This window comes from Arthrobacter sp. SLBN-83 (genome assembly GCF_006715285.1).
In the GTDB taxonomy this organism is placed as follows: Bacteria; Actinomycetota; Actinomycetes; order Actinomycetales; family Micrococcaceae; genus Arthrobacter.
In genome coordinates, this window is sequence record NZ_VFMX01000001.1 from 3,824,804 (window position 1) to 3,842,005 (window position 17,202).

The following is a 17,202-nucleotide window of genomic DNA, read 5'->3' on the forward strand; positions in this document are numbered from 1 at the left end:
GGATCCGGCGCCTGACCAGCAAAAACGCTGCGGCATCTCCGCAGCGCCCGCGGCGGACCTAGTGGCCGGCGTCGTACCAGCTGGGTCCGACGCCGATCTGGACTTCCAGGGGAACGCTGAGGTCGGCCGCGGCAGCCATCTGCTCGGTCACCAGTTTCTCCACGGCAGCCCGCTCCCCCGCAGCCACCTCAAGGACCAGTTCGTCATGGACCTGGAGCAGCATGCGGGACTTCAGCCCCTGGGCCTGCAGTTCGGCGTGGACTCCCAGCATGGCGCGCTTGATGATGTCCGCGGCAGAGCCCTGGATGGGGCTGTTCAGTGCGATGCGTTCAGCATTCTCACGCAATTGCCGGTCGGTGCTGGTGAGGTCCGGCAGGTAGCGGCGGCGTCCCTCGATGGTGGCCGTGTACCCATCCACCCTGGCCTGGTCCACCACGCCCCGGAGGTAATCGCGGACGGCGCCGAAGCGGTCGAAGTAGTCCTTCATGAGGGTGCGGGCCTCATCAACGGAAATTTCGAGCTGCTTGGACAGGCCGAAGGAGGTCAATCCGTAGGCAAGACCGTAGGACATGGCCTTGACCTTGGAGCGCATGGCGCTGGTGACCTGGTCCGTGGGAACGTGGAAGATGTTGGAGCCGACGAACCGGTGCAGGTCCTCGCCGTCCTTGTACGCCTGGATCAGCCCCGCGTCTCCGGAGAGGTGGGCCATGATGCGCATCTCGATCTGCGAGTAGTCGGCGGACAGGAGGCATTCGTAGCCGTCGCTGACGACGAAGATGCCGCGGACCCGCCGGCCTTCCTCACTGCGGATGGGGATGTTCTGCAGGTTGGGGTTGTTGGATGAGATCCGGCCCGTGGCGGCCACGTTTTGCGCGTAGGTGGTGTGGATGCGGCCGTCCTCCGCCACGGATTTCTTCAGCGACTCGATCATCTGCCGCAGCTTGGCGGCCTCACGGTGCGCCATGAGCTGGACCAGGAACTCGTGGCCGGTCTTTTCCAGGAGGTTCTTCAGCGACGCGGCGTCCGTGGTGTAGCCGGACTTGATCTTCTTGGTCTTTGGCAGCTGCAGTTCCTCGAACAGGACGGTCTGCAGCTGTTTGGGCGAGCCCAGGTTCACCTCGTGCCCAATGGCGGCGAAGGCCTGATCCTGGGCCTGGTCGATCACACGGGCCAGATCGGCGAGTTGATCGTCCATCTTGTCCATGTCGATGGCGATGCCCGCGAGTTCCATGTCCGCCAGGACGCGGCTGACCGGCAGCTCAAGGGTGGACAGCAGTTCCTCTCCCTTGCGGCTCTTGAGTTCGTCCTCGAAGTAGCGGCTCAGGGCCAGCACGACCGCACCTGCCTGGACCAGGGAATCGGCGGCGGCGGTGTCTTCGCCGTCGAAGGACAGCTCCAGCTGCCCCGCTTTGGCCGTGGCCGCGGGAATGCCCACATTGAGGTGGTGCTGGGCGAGCTCGGCGAGTTCGTAGGTGCGGCGGTCGGGCTGTATGAGGTAGCCGGAAATGGAGGTGTCGTCCACCACGCCTTCCAGCTCCAGGCCGCGGGCCGTCAGCGCCTTGAGCGCGGCCTTGAAGCCGTGCATGACCTTGGGCGCTTCGGGATCGCGCAGCCATGCCGCGAGCACGTTCTCGGTCTCCGCGTCCTGGCCTGACAGGTCGACGTAGACCGCGGCGTCGCCACGGACGATGGCCACCGCAGCGGCGTCCTCGCCGATGCGGCCCGGGACGAGGTCGACGGCGAGGGCGGAACGCTGCCCTGCCCCTGCAGCCAGGAAGGCGGCCAGCTCAGCGGCATCGGCAGGAACCGTGTAGTCAGGGGTGTCGATGCTCTCGCGTTCGGCAGCGGGGGCGTCCGCGTCACCATACAGGGCGAAAAGGCGGCCGCGGATGGCCTTGAACTCAAGCTGGTCGAAGAGGTCCTCCATGGCCGCCTGGTCAGGGCGGGGCTGGTGGAGGTCCTCCAGAGTGACGGGGAGGTTGAGGTCGGTGTGGAGTTGGTTCAGCCGCCGGTTGCGCTTGACGTTCTCGATGTTCTCCCGGAGGGCGTCACCCACCTTCCCGCCAATGGAGTCGAGGTGTTCCAGGACGCCTTCCAGGCCGCCGTACTGGTTGATCCACTTGGCCGCCGTCTTGGGGCCGACGCCTGGCACGCCCGGGAGGTTGTCCGCCGTCTCCCCCACGAGCGCTGCGAGGTCGGAGTAGCGGGACGGGCTGACGAAGTACTTCGCTTCGATGGCTGCGGCGTCCATCCGGGGGATGTCACTGACGCCCTTCCGCGGGTACAGCACGAAAACGTTGTCCGTGATCAGCTGGAAGGCGTCCCGGTCACCCGAGACAAGCAGCACTTCGAAACCCGCCCTTTCCCCCATGGCAGCAAGAGTGGCCAGGATGTCGTCGGCCTCGTAGCCGGGCATCTTGATCGTCTTGATGCCCCAGGCCTCCATGACCTGGGCGATGAGGTCGATCTGGCCGCTCATCTCGCGGGGAGTTTCGTTCCGGCCGCCCTTGTATTCGCTGTACTCGGTCTTCCGGTGGGTGGATTCGTCGGAGACGTCGAACGCCACTGCGATATGGGTGGGCTGCTGCTCCTTGATGAGGTTGATCAGCATTGAGGTGAAGCCGTGGATGGCATTGGTGTGCTGGCCGTTGGAGGTGGAGAACTTGTCCGCCGGCAGGGCGAAGAAGGCACGGAACGCCATGGAGTGGCCGTCAAGCACCAGCAGCCGCGGCTGGTCGGTAATGGGAATGACGGGCGCTTCGGTAGCTGAAACAGACCCTCCGGCAGCGGGGGCGGCGCTCTTGGCAGCAGGCTTTGGGGCGGCGGAGCGGGGCTGGGCGGCAGCCCCCTCATCGATGGCCGGGGACGGGAAAGGAGCCGGTTTGGTTGTTTCACTCACAGGTGCCAGCCTAGTTGCCATGACAGACAATTTCACGCCGGGCGCTTTCGCCGAAGAGCTGGCAGCCGCCGGCATTCCCGACCACATGCATGGCTGGCTGGGCAGGTTCGGCGTCGGCGCATTGGTGGTGAAGATGGGGATCCATTTCCTGGAGATGAGCCCGGAACGCACGGTTGCCACCATGCCTGTGGAGGGCAACACGCAGGTGGCGGGAATCCTGCACGGCGGCGCGCACGTGGTGCTGGCAGAAACCCTTGGCTCCTTCGCGGCGGGAATGCACGCCGGTCCGGACCGCCACGCGGTGGGCATCGAAGTCAGCGCCACGCACCACCGGTCCATCGCCGGTGGCCTGGTGACCGGCACCTGCAGCGCGATCCACTTGGGGCGTACCCTGACCACGCACGAGGTGGTCATGACCGACGGCCAGGGGCGCCGCCTTTCAACGGCCCGGATCACGAACATGCTCAGGGACAACGCCGGCTGAGCCAGGCCCGCCCCGAGGCTTACCTCAGCCTTGCGGGCCGGATGCAGCGGGCAGCAGGTAGCGCAGCTCGACGATTCCCCTGCCCAGGGTGCGGGAGGCAGCCAACTCCAGTGCCGGCGTCGGGCCCTTCATCGGCAACAGCCGCTTCCCTGCGCCCAGGACCACCGGAATGACGGAGAGGATGATCTCATCCAGCAGTCCGGCGTCAGCAAACTGGGCCGCGAGGTTGCCGCCGCCCACCACCCAGATGTTCCTGTCCCCGGCGTCGCGCCGGAAGTCCGGAATGAATTCCTGAACGTCCCCGCGCACAAAAGTGATGTCCGCGCCCTCCGGGGCACGGTATTCGTGGTGGGTGAACACGTAGCTGGGCGTGCCGGTGTACGGCCACTTGCCCGGCTCGTGCTCCATCAACCAGGCGAACGTTTCCCCGCCCATGACGATGCAGCCCACACCCGACATGAAGTCGTTGTAGCTTTCCGCTCCGCCTTCGAAACCGTCGAACTGCAACAGCCAGCCCAGGTCGTCCGTGGCGGTGGCGATGAAGCCGTCCAGGGATGCGGCAACAAAGTACTGGATGCGTGGCATGGGCCCAGCCTAACGAGCGGGGGCCAACCCGCCAATCAGCAGGCTTGGGCATCCGCCGGCGGTGCTGCGTGGAAAGGGGCGGCTACTTGGTGAAGTACGGGATGATCAGGTACAGCCCGAAGAGGACTGCCACACCGCACAGCCCGAAGCATACGTAGGCGAAGGAGCGCTTGACGCCGGGGGACGCCTGCTCGGCGTCAGCGGCAATGGCCGTGAACCGGACCCCAAGCGAGTAGAGGGTCACCACAATGGCCGCGGACACGAGGGTGGCGCCTGCAACGGTCAGGAGTTCCAACCACTTCATCGTTGAGTCTCCTTGCGGTTGTTTGCTGTTGCTCTTGCTTCTGCCCTGGCCTTTGCGGCGGCCTTGGCTTTTGCTTTGGCTTCCGCCCGGGCCTTCTTCTTTGCAAACCGGACGGCCTGGCCTGCTTCCTCCACCTCGACGGCGTTCTGGTGGCTCACGGAGGACTTGCGTGAGTAGAAGAACATGAACAGGACAGCCGCGCTGCCTGCGATGGCGGCGATGAGGACGCCCACAGCGCCGGTTTTCACCAGGAGGGCGGTCAGGGCGCCGACGACGCCCGCGGCCGGGAGTGTGAAGAGCCAGCCCAGCGCGATCTTGCCAACCATGTTCCAGCGGACCGTGGTCCCGCGGCGGCCCATTCCGGAGCCGATCACGGAGCCCGAGGCCACCTGCGTGGTGGAAAGGGCGAAACCGAGGTGCGAGGACGCGAGGATGGCGGACGCGGTGCTGGTCTCGGCCGCGAAGCCCTGGGCGGGCTTGACCTCGGTCAGGCCCGAACCCATGGTTCGGATGATGCGCCAGCCGCCCGCATAGGTTCCGATGGCGATGGCCATGGCGCACGAAGCAATGACCCAGAGCTGGGGGCCGGAGCCGGGGGCCTGGGTTCCGGCGGCGATCAGGACCAGGGTGATGATGCCCATGGTCTTCTGGGCGTCATTGGTGCCGTGGGCCAGGGCCACCAGGCTGGAGGTGAAGACCTGGCCGGTGCGGAAGCCGCCACGCTTCTGGGTGAGCTTGGTGCCCGTCTCGGGGTCGTGGCGGGAAGTCAGCGCGTAGGCCAGGCGCGTGCAGACATAGGCGGCAAGGCCGGCAATGACCGGGGCGAAAACAGCCGGAAGGATGACCTTCTGGAGCAGGGTTTCAAGGTTGACGGAGTTGAATCCCGCGCCGACGACCGCTGCGCCGATAAGGCCGCCGAACAGCGCGTGGGACGAGCTGGACGGCAGGCCCTTGAGCCAGGTGATCATGTTCCACAGGACGGCTCCCATGAGCCCGGCGAAGATGATGTCCGGGGTGATCTGGACGCCGCCGGACCCCTCCCTGATGATGCCGCCGGAGATCGTCTTGGCGACCTCGGTGGAAAGGAATGCGCCCACGAGGTTCAGGACCGCTGCCAGGGCCACCGCGGTCTTGGGCTTGATGGCACCTGTCGCGATGGGCGTTGCCATGGCATTAGCGGTGTCGTGGAAGCCGTTCGTGAAGTCGAAAAATAGTGCCAGTGCGATGACCAGCGCCACCATGAAGGTGATATCCACCTGTTGCCCAATCTGCAGAGTCGACGTTCAGCAGTTTCACTTACCAGGCTGCCTTGCACAGCATAGTTCACCAGCTGTTTGCGTGGAATGACTTGCGGCGCTGGCACAACCGGCGGGAAACCCTATCGATCGTACGCGTCCCGGGCATGAGGTCAAAACACGGGTTGGAGCAGGAAAGACCGGAGCCGCTCCAGTTCCGGAGGCGTTATTCCGCGCCGGGGATGCGGCGAGACCGCCAGGATGCGCCGGCCAAGGATCCGGACCCACTGCTGCGCTTCGGCCTCGAAGGCCAGCTGGTCATCCACCCATGCCACCGCTTCCGGGCACGTTTTTTCGACATCCGCCTGGATGGCCCGGAGCTTCCACCAGCCGCTCCCGCCGGCGGCCCCGTCTGCGGCGAGGTACGGCCAGTTCCGGCCAGCAAGTCCGACGGCGGGACACAGGTATTGCGGGGCCAGTTCCTCCCAGCTGGTGAGCCAGACACATCGCAGCCCGGGCGTCCGGGCCAGGGTGTTGAGCCCGGCCACGAGTTCGGCAGCGAAGGCGACGGGCAGCAATCCGGCGTCGGCGCGCCGCCATGCCGAACCCCAAGCGGTGGCCCCCTCCGGGCCGAACGGACAGACCACACCGTCCACATCCAAATAGAGCGTGCGCCCCACACTGCACCGAGCAGTTCAGCCCTGGTGGAACTGGGGCGGCCGCGGCCCGGCATCCAGCTCCGGCGCGATCTTCTCTTCGAGGGCCGCCACGGTGACGTCGGGCAGGACAATGAGGCCGTCCAGTTCACGACGTGCCCGCTTGTAGGCGGCCTGCCGTTCGGCTGGAGTGGCAGCGTCGTTCTCGGCGATCATCAGCAGTTGCCGTGCGGTGGCCAGCCGTTCGCGTTCGGGCCCACTGAACTTGCTGTCCCTGACGCGCCGGGCTTCGCGCTCGGCCACGTCAAGCGCCACCGCGAAATTGTTGACCGCCTGCCGGTACACGTCAAGGCCGGCCGCCGACCGGAGGTCTTCGGCGGAGGCGGGCCGTTGGCCGTCCGCTTCCCGCTTGGCGCGGAGGAAGGCCACCGTGAGGGGTTCGCGGACGTCGGTCATCATGGGGAAATCGATAAGCTTGCCCACGTCCAGCTCGTATTCGAGCCAGCGCCGGTTGGTGGCGTCATGGGTATTCATCAGCGCCTGCACCTCCGCCACGGACGCTTCTTCGGCCTCCAGCGCCTGGTTCCTTAGCGTGTACAGTTCAACCCGGCGCCGGTGCCGGCGTTCGCCTGCTCCGCGCCAGCCGCTTGCCCAGCGGCCGGCGAATGCCATCAGCGGAAACACCATCCACCATTTGTCGGACAAGAACTCCATGACGGGCCTCACCCCTTAATCCTCGCAGTCCGGGGGCCCGGCCTCAAGAAGCAAGGGAAGATCGCTCAGCCGGCCGGCAGGCGCACGGAGGTCAGGGGGCCGGAGTTACCGGGGCGGCATTGACATTGACCAGCCAGGAGACACCGAACCGGTCGGTGCACATGCCAAAGACATCGCCCCATGGAGCCCTTTCCATGGGAACGGTCACTGCTCCTCCGTCGGCGCTGAGCTTCTGGTAGTAGCCGCGAAGCTCAACCTCATCGTCACCACTCAGCGAAATGGATATGGAGGAGCCAGGGTGGTACTGCATGCTGTTGGGAGTATCGGCGCCCATGAGCACCAGGCCCTGGGTGGTGACCAGCATGGCGTGCATGATCTTCTCCGCTTCCCCGGGATCGTCGCTGGCCTGGAAGTCGCCAAAGGTGCTGAGCGAAAGTTCGCCGCCGAACACGGATTGATAGAAGTTCATGGCCTCGCGGGCATTATCGCGGAAGCTCAGGTAGGGGTTAAGGACTGTTGGCATGGCAGGGTCTCCTTCTCAGGGGCCGGAACCGCGTCGGCCGGAACTGGGGCAGACAACATCCTGCCCCATCCGGCGCCCGGCAACGGAACGCTCCCCTATTGATACCAGGGTTCACGGTACGAAGCGGTAGCCCGCGCCGGCTTCGGTCAGCAGGTGGCGGGGGTTGCCGGGATCGTCCTCCAGCTTTCTTCTCAACTGGGCCATATAGACGCGGAGGTAGTTGGCTTCCTTGCCGTAGGACGGGCCCCAGACATCGGCCAGCAACTGCTGCTGCGAGATGAGCCGGGACGGGTTGCGGACCAGGATTTCCAGGATGTTCCACTCCGTGGGGGTGAGCCTCACCGGCTGCCCGGAACGCAGGACCTGCCTCGCCAGGAGGTCAACGGTAAAGCCGGCAGAGCTGACCAGGGGGTGTGTTTCGGCTTGGGGCACCCTCCGCAGCAGGGCACGCAGCCGCGCCAGCAGCTCATCCAGGCCGAAGGGCTTGGTGATGTAGTCGTCGGCGCCGGCATCCAGGGCACCCACCTTGTCCGGTGAGCCATGCCGGGCGGACAGGACCAGGACGGGCGCAGCGCTCCAGCGGCGCAGGTTCCGCAGCACCTCGGTCCCGTCCATGTCGGGCAGGCCCAGATCCAGGACCAGCAGGTCCGGCGCCAGCCGGGAGGCGGCCGCCAGCGCGGAAGCGCCGTCCCCGGCCGTCTCCACGGCGTAGCCGTGCGCGGCGAGCGTGATCCGGAGTGCCTTCAACAGGTGCGGATCATCGTCAATGACCAGCACCCGGGCCTTGGCCTGGCCGCTGCCGGGAGTGCCGGCATCGTTCCCCCTCATGGCAGCACCCCGGCACCTGCGTGGGCAGCGTCGGTGCTGCCACCGGCGGGGACACCTGCCGGTACGCCGGTGGAGAGAGGCAGGCGGATCACCATGGTCAGGCCGCCGCCCGGGGTTTCCTTGGCGGTGAGCGTTCCCCGCATCGACTGGACGAAGCCCTGCGCCACCGAAAGTCCCAGCCCAATCCCCGTGGACGGGGAGGTGTCGCCGAGCCGCTGGAACGGTTGGAACATCTCCACCACTTTGCGGGCCGGAACGCCGGGACCGTGGTCAATGATCTGCAACTCCCCGCAGGGATGGCCGTCCAGGACACTGCCGCCGGCACCGCCCGTCACCGCCACAGCCGTCCCGGCGGCATACTTCAGCGCGTTCTCAAGGATGTTGGCCACCGCCCTCTCCAGCAGGCCGGGATCGGCATCCACCGCGGGCATGTTGGCGGGCAGCGCGATCCGCACGGCTCCTTGGGGCAGGCCCCGCAGCGCCGCCTCAACGGCCTCGGACCAGCGGACCGGGCCCAGCAGGGGTTCCACCGATTGCGCGGTGATCCGCGACATGTCCAGGAGGTTGGCCACCAACAGGTCCAGCCGGTCCGTGCAGGCATCGATGGTCTCCAGCAGGTCACGCTGCTCCGCCGCGGTATAGGAGACGCCGTTTTGCAGGAGCCCGCCGGCAGCCAGCTTGATACCGGCCAGGGGCGTGCGGAGGTCGTGTGACACTGCCCGGAGGATGGCCGTGCGCATGGCGTTCCCCTCGGCGAGGCGCAGCATTTCGGTCCGGGTGGCTGCCAGCTGGCGGCGCTCGAGCTGGGCTTTGACGTGGACCGCGAAAGCGGCCAGCAGCCTGCGCCCGGACGGCGGAACGTCCCGGCCCAGCAGCACCAGCGTGGTCTCCTCATCCACCTGCTCGACGGTGGTTCCAGGAGCCCCGGCGCCAAGGGGTCCGCCAAGTGGCGCGCCCAGCCGGCCCACTGCGCTCCCGGCCGCGGCAAGAACCTGCCAGCCGCCCGGACCAAGGTCCGCTCCGGCGTCGTGCTTCGTGGCGGTGTCCGCAGCATCACCGCTCCCTCCGGAACCGTTGCCTGCACCGGATTCGGCGCCCGGCCGGGCCAGGACAGCAGCGCCTGTAGCACCGAAAACGCTCAGCGCCTCCGCCAAAAGCCCCGTCAGGTTGTCCTCGTCCCGGGATGCTGCAAGGGCCAGATCGGCCAGGGTGGCGGCTTCCGCCCGTGCCGTGGCGGCCTCCTTTGACCGCCGGGCCGAGCGGTCCACCACCCCTGCCACCGCGACGGCCACGCCGGCGAACACGGCCAGCGACAGGATGTCCTGCGGATCGTGGATGGCAAGGTCCCGCAGCGGCGGTGTGGAAAAGTAGTTGACCAGCACGCTGCTCCAGAGGGCTCCCGCCACCGCCGGCCAGAGGCCCCCCACCAGGGCGATGGCCACCGCGCCGGCCAACTGGAGCAGTGCGGCCGTGGCCACACTGTGGTCAAAGACTCCCAGCAGCAGTTGCAGCCCGGCCGGAAGAGCGGCAGCGAGCGCAAACCCGATCATCACCCTGCGCCGCCCCAGTGCGGTCCGCTGCCCGGCACCCCTCGCCGACATTGCCCGGGACACCACCGGCCGGGGCACCACCTGGACGTCGATGTCCCCGGCACCGCGTACCACCTGGGCTTCAACGCTGCCGCCGGACAGCACTGCAAACCGGTTGCGGCTCTGTCCCACCAGGATGCGTGTGGCATTATGCGCACGGGCGTACTCGAGCAGGGCTCCGGCGACGTCGGCGGACGAAAGCGCGTGATAGTTGCCGGCCATCCCGGCCACAAGCCGCCGCTGGGACTCCAGCGCGTGCGGCGATTCACCCTGCGCGCCGGACGGTGTCCGGACGTGGACTGCAAGGACGTCACCACCGCCCGCCCGCTCGAGGAGCTTGGCGGCGCGGTGCACCAGGAGGTCTCCGTCGCCGCTGCCGTTGAGGCCTATGACGATCCGTTCCCTAGCCATGACGCACATTCTCCCACCATTGGTACCGCGGGTGCGTGCCGCCCCCGCCCCAGCCGGCGGCGAACGATGCGTGCGCCCCGGCCCGCGGGAACGTAGGCTCGGGGCATGGCCCGATTCTTTGATGTCCACCCCCATGACCCGCAGCCCCGCGCCATTGCCCAGGCAGTGAAGATCATCCGTGACGGCGGCCTGATCGCCTACCCCACCGACTCCTGCTACGCCTTGGGCGCGCAGATGGGAAACCGGGAGGCCCTGGACCGGATCAGGAGCATCCGGCACCTGGACGACAAGCACCATTTCACGCTGGTCTGCCGGGACTTCGCCCAGCTGGGGCAGTTCGTAAACATCAGCAATGACGTATTCCGCAGCATCAAGGCCGTCACGCCGGGCAGCTACACGTTCATCCTGCCTGCCACCAAGGAGGTCCCCAAGCGGCTGCTGCACCCAAAGAAGAAGACTGTGGGTGTGCGCATCCCGGACAACCGGGTGGTGCAGGCTCTGCTGGCCGAACTGGGCGAGCCGTTGCTGTCGAGCACGTTGCTGCTGCCGGATGAGGAGGAACCGCTGACCGTGGGCTGGGAGATCAAGGAGCGGCTGGACCACCAGGTGGATGCCGTGATTGATGCCGGGGACTGCGGCGCCGAGCCCACCACCGTGGTGGACTTCTCCAGCGGGGTGGCAGAGGTTGTCCGACGCGGCATGGGCGATCCGTCCCGGTTTGAATAACAGGCCCGGGAGTGCCGCAGCGAGCCGTCGCGGGGCACTTTGCCGCCGGCCGCCGTCGTCCAGTACGACGGCGGCCGGCGTGTCTGTGCCAAAGTGCCCCTTTAGGGGGTGTGCGGCCTAGTCCTGCTTGCGTGCCCTGCTGGGTTGGACCCGCGGCGGTTCGCCCGGCATCTTGGGGTAGTCCGGCGGGAAGGGCATCTCGCCCAGGCCAGCCTTGCAGTCGCGGTCCCACCACTGGAGCAGCGTGTCAATGGTGCCGGGCCGGGCGCCGAAGTCCGCCCAGGGATCGCCCACCGTCTTCAGCCGCTCGGGGACGGTGAGGATGGTGAAGTTCTTCGGGTCGGCGTGTTCCAGTTCGTCCCAGGTGATGGGGCAGGACACGGGGGCATGCGGCAGCGCCCGGGGGCTGTAGGCGCCGGCGATGGTGCGGTCGCGGTTGGCCTGGTTGAAGTCCAGGAACACGCGCCGGCCCCGCTCTTCCTTCCACCAGGCGGTGGTCACTTTGTCCGGGATGCGGCGCTCCACTTCCCGCGCAGCGGCGATCACCGCGTGCCGGACGTCCAGGAACTCGCGGACGGGTTCGATAGGAGCGTAAACGTGGAGTCCGCGGTTCCCTGAGGTTTTAATGAAGCAGGTGAGCCCCGCCTCGGCCAGCACCTCCTTCAGCACCATGGCGGCGGGGACGGCGTCGTCGAAGTCGGTGCCGGGCTGAGGGTCGAGGTCGATGCGCAACTGGTCCGGGTTGTCCGTGTTTTCGGCGCGCGAAGGCCAGGGGTGGAACACCACGGTGTTCATCTGGACGGCCCAGACCGCGGCGGCAGGCTCATCGAACACCAATTGGGGGTGGGACCGGGCACTGGGGTAGACCACTTTGACGGAGCGGATGAAGTCCGGCGTGCCCTTGGGCGGGTTCTTGGAAAAGAACATCTCGCCGTCGATGTTGCCCGAATACCGCTGGAGTGAGACGGGCCGGTCCCCGTTGGCGGCGATGAACGCCTCCCCCACATCGCAGATGTAGTTGACCAGGTCCAGCTTGGTCAGGCCCAGGTCCGGCCAGAGGACCCGGCTGGGGCTGGAAATCCGCATCTCGCGCTCGCCGTTGGGACCTGGGACAGTAATGGTGGTCTGTTCACTCGCCATGGGGACAACGTACACCCCGGCGCAGGCAGGGACCGGCACATCCGGCAGGGCTCCGGCATGATGGACCCATGCCAGCAACCGAACAGCAGCTCACCATCACCGCAGGTGACGCCACCTTTTCCGCCATTTATGCCCGCCCCGCGAATCCCACGGCTACCGTGGTGGTGGCACACGGCGCTGGCGCCGGCATGGAGCACCCGTTCCTTCGCGGCTTCACCGATGCCTTGAACAGCCACGGCCTGGCCACCCTGCGGTTCAACTTCCCTTACCGCGAGGCAGGGCGGAAATTTCCCGACCGCCCTCCCTTGGCCATCGCAACCTGGCGGGCAGCCATGGACACTGCCCGAGCCCAGGCTGCGGCCCATGCTGACCGCGGGCCCGTGTGGGTGGCCGGCAAGTCGTTCGGTGGACGGATGGCGTCCATGGCCGTTGCCGAGGGCATGGAGACAGGAGGCCTGGTGTACCTGGGCTACCCCCTGCACGCTCCGGGGAAACCGGAGAAGCTCCGGGACGAACACCTGTACGGGCTGTCCACGCCCATGCTGTTCCTGCAGGGAACACGGGACACCTTTGCCACCGCTGACATCCTCGCGGACGTCGTGTCCCGGATCGGGCCCAATGCCGTCCTGCAGTGGGTGGAAGGCGGCGACCATTCGTTCGCGGTGGGAGGCAGGAAGCGCCCTGCCGACGAGGTGGGGGCATCCCTGGGCGCCCCTGTCGCCGACTTCATTGCCAGGCACTCCTGAGCGTCCTGGGCTTGCAGCTATTTACGCTGTTTGGTTCGCGCGGTGGCCGCGGCAGACCAAGGATCCTCCGGCCAGGGGTGCTTGGGGTAGCGGCCCCGCATTTCCGCACGTACCTGGCCGTACGGTCCCGACCAGAATGACGTGAGGTCACCGGTGACGGCGAGGGGGCGGCGGGCCGGCGAAAGCAGGTGGAACAGCACGGGGACCCGGCCTCCCAGCAGCCTCGGGGACTCTGCCAGGCCAAAGCACTCCTGCAGTTTTACCGCCACCACGGGCGCAGCAGCGCCAGCACCGGGCTCAGGGTAGTCAATCCGGATCCTGGAGCCGCTGGGCACCTCAAGGGCTTCCGGCGCAAGCTCGTCCAGCCGTGCGGCTTCGGGCCACGGCAGCAGGCGGCGCAGGGGCTGGGCCAGGTCAAGGGAAGTGACCGGCTTGCCGGCAGCGAGCTCCTCCAGCTCCGGCCCCAGCCAGTCTTCCACCCGCGCCAGCAGCGCAGCGTCCGACACGTCGGGCCAGGGCTCTCCCAACCCACGATGCAGAAAGGCGAGCCGGCGCCGGAAGGAGGATGCCGCCGTCGACCATGCCAGCGCCGTGAGCCCCCCGGACTGCAGCGCCGCCGCCACGGCCTTCCTGCCCTGCTCAGCCGTGGGCCGGACGGGCGTGGCGGACAGCACGATGGCACCCAGCCGCCTGGTCCTGCGTGCGCTCACCCGGCCGCCGGAGAATTCCGCATCCACCGTGTCGGCCAACAGGTGCGAAGCCGCCCATTCGGCCACCGTGGCCGGGAGCGGTGCAGCGGCGCGGATCACGGCGCCGGTGCCGGCAGCGTCGCGGCCTTCCGCCCGGGACACTTCCGCCACGGCCAGCCATTCCTCCCCGGACAGGCTGCTGCCAACGGGCAGGCCCGCCCGGGTGCCGGAGGTCAGCAGGTACTGCCCCGCACCCCCGCTGCCGGGCACGCGTCGGGCCACCCGGTCCGGATAGGCGAGGGCGACGACGGCGCCCACAGCTTCCCCTCCGGTGGCAGGTATGGCGGGGCCCGCCGCGGCAGCGGTCTTTTGCCGCCGTGCCAGCCCGGCCAGGCGTTTGGCCTCTTCTGCCCAGCGGCGACCGGCCGGGCCCGGGTCGGCGCGGAGCTGGGACACGAGGCGGGGCAGGTCTGCGCCCGGGGCACGCTGGTCCCCGGAAAGCGCGGCCACCACCTCTGCGGCGAGCTGCGGGCCAAGGGAGGCACCGCCGTCGAGCAATGCCCGGGCCAGCCGGGGATCGGCGGGTATTCCGGCAAGCGCTCGTCCGGCCTTCGTCACGTGGCCGTCGTCGGACACGGCGCCGAGCTCGCGGAGCACCTCGATGGCGTCCTCCATCGCCAGCCGTGGCGGCGCGTCCGGCAGGGTGAGTCCCTTACCGCCCGGCGCTCCCCAGCAGGCGAGGGTGAGGGCGGCGCCGGTCAGGTCTGCCACACTAATTTCCGGCGTCACGTGGGCGGGGGCCGCCCCGTACGCCTGCTGGGAGTAACAGCGGACCACGGTTCCCGGCCCTTGCCGGGCGGCACGGCCCGCACGCTGGTCGGCGGATGCGCGGGAGCAGGAAACTGTCACCAGCCCGCTCATGCCCCGGCCCGAGTCGCGCCGCGGTTCACGCGCCAGCCCGGAGTCGATGACCAGCCGGACGCCGGGCACCGTAAGGGAGGACTCGGCAAGATCGGTGGAGACGATGATGCGCGGCGGATCTCCGGGACCGCGCCCCGACACCGCCCTGTCCTGCTCCGCTGCGCCCACCTGGCCGTGGAGTTCGAGGACCTCCACGGTGCGGCCCGTCCGGGTACGGAGCAGTGCAGCCACGTGGGAGACTTCCCTGGCACCAGGAAGGAACACCAGGGCGTCAATCGACTGGTCAGCGGCAAGGGCGCGGGCGTGGGCGTCCGCCGCTGCCGCGGCCACGTGGTCCAGGAAGGCGCGGCTTACTCCCCTGGCGTCCAGGCGCGCGGTCGGCGCCGGGAGCCACTGGACCTCCAAGGGATGGTTGACAGAAGGACAGTCGACGACGCGTGCCGGACCGCCGCCGTCGGGATCCCCCAGCAGCGCGGCGAACCTTGGCGCGTCCAGCGTTGCGGACATGGCGACGACGGCCAGGTCGCCCCGGAGCGTCCGGACCTCCGCGAGCATGCCCACCAGGAGGTCCGTCTCCAGCCCGCGTTCGTGCACCTCGTCCAGGACGACGGCGGCGGTCCCGTCCAGCCCGGGATCGGCCAGCAGGCGGTGCAGCAGGATGCCCGGGGTGACAAATTCGACCCGGGTGCCGGGGCCTGCATGGCGTTCCCCGCGGACGGTGTAGCCCACGCGGCTGCCCTTCCCGCCGGCTTCCGGTCCCCTTCCGTCCAAAACGGCGAGGCGGCGGGCGGCGGCCCGGGCGGCAACGCGCCTCGGTTGGGTGACGACGATGCGCCCGTGGCGGCCGTACAGATTCGCCATCAGCGGCGGGACGAGCGTGGTCTTGCCTGTTCCGGGCGGCGCCTGCACTACGGCGGCGCCCGGCGAACCGCCGCTTTGCAGCGCGCTTCGCAACGCGGGAAGGGAAGCTTCGAAGGCGAGCCCGGCGCCGATGGCCGCAAGGTCGAAAGCGTCGGCAGTCAGGGAGCCCTCAGGTGGAGTCATCCGTCCATTCTGCCCTGACGGCGTGGGCCCCGCCGTTGGGGTCTCAGGGCTTGCCCTGCCCCTTGCCTTTGTTCTTGTCCTTGGCTTCCTTGGCGGTGTCCGAACGCTGGTCACCGGGAACGGCCGCCGCCGGAGCAGGGGCGGGAGCCACGGCAGGCACCGCCGGTTCAACGGGCGCGGGGACGGGTTCACTTTGTGCGGTGTCGGCGAGTTGGTTGGTGTCGGGACGGGCAGGAGCCGCTGCGCTGGGTTCCGGCGCGGCAGGTGCTGCGGCGGCCGCTACTTTCGTGGCAATATCCGACTTCACTGCCGAGAGTGCGGTCTCGATGCCGCGGTACCGTGCAGCGGAGAGCCGGCCTGCTGCCGCGGCGTCGCCCAGGTCCTTCTCGAGTGCCTGCAGGGCGGCCAGCGCCCCGTCCATCCTGTTCTCTGCCGCCGCCTGGCTGATGCTCAGGACGCGGATCTGGAAGCCGCGGAGGACGTTTTCGTCGGCGTCTGCGGACCGGATGCCCGCCGCTCCAACCACCAGTGCGGCGGCAACCAGGGTGCAGCACAGGACGATCAGGGCATGGGCCTTCCGACGGCGCAGGGGTACGGGACGCGCCCCGGCTGCCTCACCGGCAAGCCCAGGTGCCGCGGCCGGTTCCACCTTAGGCTGCATGCCTGCCCCGCATCGGCATGGGAGCGGCGGACCGCAAGGGCAGCACGGTGACCGTTGCCGGGTCAGTCCCGGCGGGCAGCGCCATGGTCTTCTCCGCGGGCGAAGCGGCCCGGGCAAGGAGGAACCGGGCAACCGTCCGCAGCATGGTGGCGATCAACAGGCCGATGCCCAGTCCGAGGAGCACATGTCCGGCAAGATAGTGCTGGGCTGCTCCGGGGCCACCCTCCGCGGCAACCGCCGCGCCGCCAACGGTCAGCATCAGTGACAGGGCCGTACCGAAAATTGCGCCCATGGCTCCTGCTCCCATCCCATTTAATCAGCAAGCTTACTAGTAATGCTCAGTAAGCTTACTACTGGATGGCCCTGAAGCAAGAGTGCTGACGGCCGGCGTTCCCGGGCCCGGGGGTGCAAGCCCTTCCGCCAATGGGTTGGCAGGACCCCTCAGCGCGACGCTTCGAGCAGGCCCTCCGCCGGTGCAAGCCCGCTGTACCGGCCCCTGAAGAACAGCAGCGGTTCTGCGTCGTGCCGCGCGTGGAGATGGCGCACCGCGGCCACCACGATGGTGTGGTCGCCGCCGTCGTACTCCGCGTGAAGCTCGCAGTCGATCCAGGCGAGCGCACCATCGAGCACGGGACTTCCCAGCGGCGACGACGTGTGGCCGACTCCTGCGAACTTGTCTGCTTCCGGGCGGGCGAACTGCCCGGCGAGGTGCTGGTGCTCTGCAGGAAGGATGTTCACGGTGAAGGAACCGGCCTTCCGCAGCACCGGCCACGTGGATGAGGTGCGCGCCGGGCTGAACGTGACCAGGGCCGGATCCAGCGACAGGGATGCAAAGGACTGGCAGGTGAAGCCGGCGGGTCCGTCCGGGGTGGAACCGGTGATTACGGTCAGGCCGCTGGCGAAGGTTCCGAAAATGTCGCGAAGCCGGCGCGGAGCAAGATCTGAAGTGACTGTCATGGAAGAGGCCTCTCGTCTGGATCGTTACCTCACCCAAGCATCCCCAAAAGGCCTGTTCAAGCCGCCTGAAACGAACGGACACGGGCCGCA

17 protein-coding genes are annotated in these 17,202 nt (G+C 68.2%); 3 read left to right on the top strand and 14 right to left on the bottom strand.

Annotated features, from left to right (window positions below):
- Positions 1–58 precede the first annotated feature (58 nt).
- Entirely contained in the window at positions 59–2,701 is a 2,643-nt protein-coding gene (gene polA / locus FBY30_RS17925; protein WP_235009574.1) for a DNA polymerase I, read from the bottom strand.
- A gap of 217 nt (positions 2,702–2,918) precedes the next feature.
- Between polA and FBY30_RS17930 the strand changes: the two genes are divergently transcribed.
- A complete protein-coding gene (locus FBY30_RS17930; RefSeq protein WP_142133938.1) occupies positions 2,919–3,383 on the top strand; it encodes a hotdog fold thioesterase in 465 nt (154 codons plus the stop codon).
- Positions 3,384–3,407: 24 nt separating this feature from the next.
- On the opposite strand, the gene FBY30_RS17935 is transcribed toward FBY30_RS17930, so the two are convergent.
- From FBY30_RS17935 to FBY30_RS17970, 8 genes are all read right to left on the bottom strand, one after another.
- The gene (locus FBY30_RS17935) at positions 3,408–3,968 is read right to left on the bottom strand and encodes a dihydrofolate reductase family protein (RefSeq protein ID WP_142133939.1); all 561 of its coding nucleotides are present in this window, start codon (positions 3,966–3,968) and stop codon (positions 3,408–3,410) included.
- Positions 3,969–4,050: 82 nt separating this feature from the next.
- Positions 4,051–4,272, bottom strand: coding sequence for a hypothetical protein (locus tag FBY30_RS17940; RefSeq protein ID WP_142133940.1), 222 nt, complete (start codon positions 4,270–4,272; stop codon positions 4,051–4,053).
- Entirely contained in the window at positions 4,269–5,528 is a 1,260-nt protein-coding gene (locus FBY30_RS17945) for an inorganic phosphate transporter (RefSeq protein ID WP_142133941.1), read from the bottom strand. Before FBY30_RS17945 ends, FBY30_RS17940 begins: the two co-directional genes overlap by 4 nt.
- Before the next feature lie 152 nt (positions 5,529–5,680).
- The gene (locus tag FBY30_RS17950; RefSeq protein WP_142133942.1) at positions 5,681–6,187 is read right to left on the bottom strand and encodes an HAD domain-containing protein; all 507 of its coding nucleotides are present in this window, start codon (positions 6,185–6,187) and stop codon (positions 5,681–5,683) included.
- A gap of 15 nt (positions 6,188–6,202) precedes the next feature.
- On the bottom strand, positions 6,203–6,877 hold the full coding sequence (locus tag FBY30_RS17955) for a hypothetical protein (RefSeq protein WP_200830715.1): 675 nt from the start codon (positions 6,875–6,877) through the stop codon (positions 6,203–6,205).
- A 91-nt stretch (positions 6,878–6,968) separates the two neighbouring features.
- A complete protein-coding gene (locus tag FBY30_RS17960; protein ID WP_142133944.1) occupies positions 6,969–7,400 on the bottom strand; it encodes a VOC family protein in 432 nt (143 codons plus the stop codon).
- A gap of 111 nt (positions 7,401–7,511) precedes the next feature.
- Complete coding sequence (locus FBY30_RS17965; protein WP_142133945.1) at positions 7,512–8,228, bottom strand: response regulator; 717 nt, start codon at positions 8,226–8,228, stop codon at positions 7,512–7,514.
- Positions 8,225–10,228 carry a DUF4118 domain-containing protein gene (locus FBY30_RS17970; protein ID WP_235009485.1) on the bottom strand — a complete coding sequence of 668 codons (2,004 nt, stop codon included), beginning with the start codon at positions 10,226–10,228 and terminating at the stop codon, positions 8,225–8,227. Before FBY30_RS17970 ends, FBY30_RS17965 begins: the two co-directional genes overlap by 4 nt.
- Positions 10,229–10,333: 105 nt before the next feature.
- Between FBY30_RS17970 and FBY30_RS17975 the strand changes: the two genes are divergently transcribed.
- Positions 10,334–10,954: an L-threonylcarbamoyladenylate synthase gene (locus FBY30_RS17975; protein ID WP_142133947.1), complete on the top strand. Its 621-nt coding sequence runs from the start codon at positions 10,334–10,336 to the stop codon at positions 10,952–10,954.
- Between the two features lie 117 nt (positions 10,955–11,071).
- On the opposite strand, the gene ligD is transcribed toward FBY30_RS17975, so the two are convergent.
- Entirely contained in the window at positions 11,072–12,094 is a 1,023-nt protein-coding gene (gene ligD, locus FBY30_RS17980) for a non-homologous end-joining DNA ligase (RefSeq protein WP_200830716.1), read from the bottom strand.
- 68 nt (positions 12,095–12,162) lie between these two features.
- Here ligD and FBY30_RS17985 point away from each other — a divergent pair, with 68 nt between their 5' ends.
- Positions 12,163–12,840: an alpha/beta hydrolase family protein gene (locus FBY30_RS17985; RefSeq protein ID WP_142133948.1), complete on the top strand. Its 678-nt coding sequence runs from the start codon at positions 12,163–12,165 to the stop codon at positions 12,838–12,840.
- A gap of 17 nt (positions 12,841–12,857) precedes the next feature.
- Here the strand turns inward: FBY30_RS17985 and hrpB are convergent, their stop codons facing one another.
- From hrpB to FBY30_RS18005, 4 genes are all read right to left on the bottom strand, one after another.
- A complete protein-coding gene (gene hrpB / locus FBY30_RS17990; RefSeq protein WP_142133949.1) occupies positions 12,858–15,494 on the bottom strand; it encodes an ATP-dependent helicase HrpB in 2,637 nt (878 codons plus the stop codon).
- A 43-nt stretch (positions 15,495–15,537) separates the two neighbouring features.
- Positions 15,538–16,155 (bottom strand): hypothetical protein, encoded by a 618-nt coding sequence (locus tag FBY30_RS17995; protein ID WP_235009486.1) that lies wholly within the window; start codon positions 16,153–16,155, stop codon positions 15,538–15,540.
- Positions 16,145–16,447 carry a hypothetical protein gene (locus FBY30_RS18000; RefSeq protein ID WP_142133950.1) on the bottom strand — a complete coding sequence of 101 codons (303 nt, stop codon included), beginning with the start codon at positions 16,445–16,447 and terminating at the stop codon, positions 16,145–16,147. The genes FBY30_RS17995 and FBY30_RS18000 overlap by 11 nt, the downstream gene beginning before the upstream one ends.
- Before the next feature lie 149 nt (positions 16,448–16,596).
- The gene (locus FBY30_RS18005; protein WP_142133951.1) at positions 16,597–17,112 is read right to left on the bottom strand and encodes a flavin reductase family protein; all 516 of its coding nucleotides are present in this window, start codon (positions 17,110–17,112) and stop codon (positions 16,597–16,599) included.
- Positions 17,113–17,202 lie beyond the last annotated feature (90 nt).